This window comes from Providencia sp. PROV033, assembly GCF_028484855.1.
Classification (GTDB): Bacteria; Pseudomonadota; Gammaproteobacteria; order Enterobacterales; family Enterobacteriaceae; genus Providencia; species Providencia alcalifaciens.
Map to the genome: position 1 here is coordinate 1 of NZ_JAMPSW010000155.1, position 3,736 is coordinate 3,736.

Sequence of the window (3,736 nt, forward strand, 5' to 3'; positions counted from 1 at the left end):
GCAGAACATCAACAACGCTATTCAAGAGCAGAATCAACGCCAGCGTTGGTTGTTGGTCACGATGATGGGCAAACTCAGTCTGTGGATCGGATTATCCGGTCTTTGTCTGATTGCGATACTGTCCGGTATTCTGGTGTATCAGGGCAAGATGATAGCCGACCGTTATCAGGAAATTCAGCAGTTAGATCAGAGCGTGCTGGAGATGAACGAATACACAGGGAAAGGGCTTTCGGTAATGACGGACGACAAAAAGAAAAACCAGTATTACCTGATTTTGCCGAAATCCGCGTACAACGTGGGCACACCGTATCAGAGCCAGAACGGTCATACCGTCATCAAATATCAGACCAAATAACCCCTTTAAACGTCCCTGACAACGATACAGCGACGTTTTCTCAACGCAGGAATTCCTCTCATGACGGAAATGGAGAAACAGCTCCTGAACGCACTGGAGAGCTTACAGCACAGTTACGCACAACAGCAGAGCGAATGGCAGAGCAGTTACGCCAGCTTACAGAGCATGTTCGACACTACCTTGAATCATTACACGCAAAATCAGCACGAAAACGCCCAGCTGAGAGAGCAAGTGACACGCTTACAACAACAAGTCGAGGACTTGAACAGGCAAGTCATCAGTTTGAGCGACAAGCTGCCCCTGTTATTGCGGTAGCCGAACATAAACTGGCAGAACAACGACGAACCGAACGGGAACAACAGCGACAACAACAAAAAACGCGTAGCCGTGATGATGGTTTTGGGATGGGATTTTAAAAACGGGTGTGAAAACACGAAATTAGCGGACAAAGATGACAAGTTAGCCCTGTTCGGTGTAATTTAACCGCAATAGAAAAAACAAAGCCCCGACATTCATGCTCTATCTTGGCGGATGTACATGAACAATCAGGGCTAGGTATCGAAACCTTAGAGAGATATTAGCACATGAACGGTGTAAAACAACAGCCCCGCCATAAGGCTGGGAGTCTTGACTAACCACGCATTAGCGTTATTTAACGAACGTCTCCCCCATAAACCGTATTATTCGGATGATTTGCAATTTGGTGTGCGTATTGCCGCCAAAGATCGCGCTATTCTCGCCAAATATATCCAGTTTAACCAACCTCACGCCCAATTTTGGCTGGGATTTGATGTTGACCGTCAGGGGGCAGCCTTAGATTGGAGTGACCGGAATGCTCCTGCACCTACGTTTACCATCATGAACCCGAAAAACGGGCATGCTCATCTGCTTTATGGGTTGGAGACTGCTATTCGCACTGCGCCTGACGGACGTATTAAACCTCTCAAATACGCGGCAGCCGTTGAAAATGCACTGCGCAAAAAGCTGGATGCGGATATCGGGTATTCAGGACTGATTTGTCAGAATCCCAATCATGAACACTGGCAGGTCAATGCGTGGCAAACTGAGCTGTATACGTTGGACTGGCTCGCAGATTCACTGGATTTAACCTCTGCCAATGACAAAGAAATCATCACTGATTATGGTTTAGGGCGTAATTGTCAGTTATTTGAACAGACTCGTAAATGGGCATATCGGGCGATACGTCAGGGGTGGCCAGCTTATGAGCAGTGGTTACAAGCCTGTATTGAACGGACTAAAGCATATAATATTCGATTCTTAACACCACTTGATGAAAATGAAGTGTTAAGTGTAGCTAAAAGTATTGCTAAGTGGACTTATTCTAAGTTTAGTAAAGCATCATTTAATGAATATGTAATTAGGACTCATACTTCTGAAATTCAAAAAAATAGAGGCAAAATAGGTGGTAAGATAAGTAGAGGCGGAGGAAGGCCAAAAGGTAGTATTTCTCTCAATTCGATTAATTCACAAGAGAAATGGATAGAGTTGGGTATTAGCCGAAGTACATACTATAGGCGTTATCACAAGGGTTAATTATGTTTTGTCAGGTAAAAAATATTTTAGGAAATCCAGCTTACGAAAATGAAAATGTCATAATTTATGGTATGGATTGCTTAGAGGGAATGAGGAAAATTCCTAGTGAAATTATTGATTTATCAGTGACTTCACCGCCCTATAATATAGGTAAGGAATACGAGGATATACTATCCGTTGATGAATATATTTTATGGTGTTCTGAATGGATGTCTGAATTACATCGTTTGTCAAAAAAAGATGGCTCTCTTTGGCTAAATGTTGGTTATTTAGAAGTTGAGAACAAAGGACTAGCAGTTCCAATTCCGTATTTGTTATGGGATAAAACGGAATTTTATCTTATACAAGAGGTTGTTTGGAATTATTCAGCTGGAGTGGCTTGTAAAAAAAGACTATCTCCAAGAAATGAAAAGATTCTATGGTATGTAAAAAACCCAGAGAATTATAAATTCAATTTGGATGAAATTAGAGATCCAAATGTAAAATATCCTAATCAGAAGAAAAATGGAAAATTGAAATGTAACCCGCTAGGTAAAAATCCATCTGATGTATGGCAAATATCAAAGGTTACTTCGGGTAAAAATAGATCATCAAAAGAAAGGATGGATCACCCAGCTCAGTTCCCATTGGAAATGATAGACCGAATCATAAAAGCAGGAAGCAACCCTGGGGATACTATAATTGACCCTTTTATGGGGTCAGGTACAACTGCTATATCAGCATTAAAGAACGGTCGCAAGGTTATAGGTTTTGAAAAAAATAGCGACTATATAAATATAATCGCTAATAGAATTGATGATTATTATTTAAACGAATCTCAAAATTTACTTTTGGAAGAGAGTTTTTAATTTATAATTATAAGCGTCAGGTGATAATCTAGCCTGTTGACCTGACGCTGCTTTTTGAGCAATCCAATCAGTATGATCTAACCAACCAAATCTAATTATATTTATAGTCGGTTTTTCCACATCTTTTTTAGGGGTGGTAAAATTGATTGTTATATAAAATCCATTTTTACTTTTTTTGTCGTTACTTGTTTCTTGAGCGTAGCTCCGATTGCCAAATATTTGATTCTTATTTGATGAGGTTTTTACCTCGGTCGAATAATAATCATTACCTAAGCAGACTAAATCTTTTTCTTTAGAGGTAACATCTCTTCTCCACATCGAAGGATGTTTTTTCTCTATTTCTGCTGGAATTAATTCATGTAATAAAAAACCTATAATTTGAGGTGCTGGGAATATATCAGTTCCTATTTTTAATCTAGCCTTACCTATTTCTGTATTAAACATGTCATCCCAAGCAGATAAGCAAATGTCTACTATTTCTTCCTCAGTTAGAGGATGGTTTTTTATCAATGACTCTGTAATTTCTTTCCATTCATGTAAGGGTTTATCTTTGTACGGGTAAGGATTATTTAACATTTTATTCCCTCTATTAAATTCGAGGGTGATATTTCAAGAGCTTTAGATATTTTTAGAAGGTTAAGAAAACTGATGTTTCTCTCTCCTCTTTCAACAGAGCTAATATAAGTTCTATGTAACATTGAACGAAAGGCTAGCTCCTCTTGAGATATCCTCAAAAGGTGTCTGGCATTTCTAATGTTTTCACCCAACGAAACTAAGTTTTTATCCATACCCTCAAACTTATAGTCTGTAGACTTTTAGTCTACAGACTATAAGTTTCATTAATCCGTTGAGACAAAAACAAGCCTATATCAGATAACAGCCCTCCTTATGGGGGCTTTCTTTTGCCTAAATCCTAAAGGTCAGCTACAATCTAAATGTATTTAAGCCAGTACACACAAAGTCCCCTCTGTCGAGTGGC

General features: G+C 39.4%; 6 protein-coding genes. 4 read left to right on the top strand and 2 right to left on the bottom strand.

The features are described 5' to 3' along the window. The 4 genes from PSF16_RS16565 to PSF16_RS16580 form a co-directional block, all read left to right on the top strand. Nucleotides 1–355 (top strand): hypothetical protein (locus tag PSF16_RS16565; RefSeq protein WP_272689718.1); only part of this gene is annotated, 355 nt, incomplete at its 5' end. Nucleotides 356–415: 60 nt separating this feature from the next. Further along, nucleotides 416–670 carry an MbeD family mobilization/exclusion protein gene (locus PSF16_RS16570; RefSeq protein WP_272689719.1) on the top strand — a complete coding sequence of 85 codons (255 nt, stop codon included), beginning with the start codon at nucleotides 416–418 and terminating at the stop codon, nucleotides 668–670. 312 nt (nucleotides 671–982) lie between these two features. Continuing rightward, on the top strand, nucleotides 983–1,909 hold the full coding sequence (locus PSF16_RS16575; RefSeq protein WP_272689720.1) for a replication initiation protein: 927 nt from the start codon (nucleotides 983–985) through the stop codon (nucleotides 1,907–1,909). Between the two features lie 2 nt (nucleotides 1,910–1,911). After that, a complete protein-coding gene (locus PSF16_RS16580; protein WP_272689721.1) occupies nucleotides 1,912–2,757 on the top strand; it encodes a DNA-methyltransferase in 846 nt (281 codons plus the stop codon). On the opposite strand, the gene PSF16_RS16585 is transcribed toward PSF16_RS16580, so the two are convergent. Both PSF16_RS16585 and PSF16_RS16590 read right to left on the bottom strand, forming a co-directional pair. Further along, on the bottom strand, nucleotides 2,734–3,333 hold the full coding sequence (locus tag PSF16_RS16585; protein WP_109374411.1) for a ScaI family restriction endonuclease: 600 nt from the start codon (nucleotides 3,331–3,333) through the stop codon (nucleotides 2,734–2,736). The genes PSF16_RS16580 and PSF16_RS16585 overlap by 24 nt on opposite strands. After that, nucleotides 3,327–3,545, bottom strand: coding sequence for a helix-turn-helix domain-containing protein (locus tag PSF16_RS16590; RefSeq protein WP_109374412.1), 219 nt, complete (start codon nucleotides 3,543–3,545; stop codon nucleotides 3,327–3,329). The genes PSF16_RS16585 and PSF16_RS16590 overlap by 7 nt, the downstream gene beginning before the upstream one ends. Between the last annotated feature and the right edge of the window lie 191 nt (nucleotides 3,546–3,736).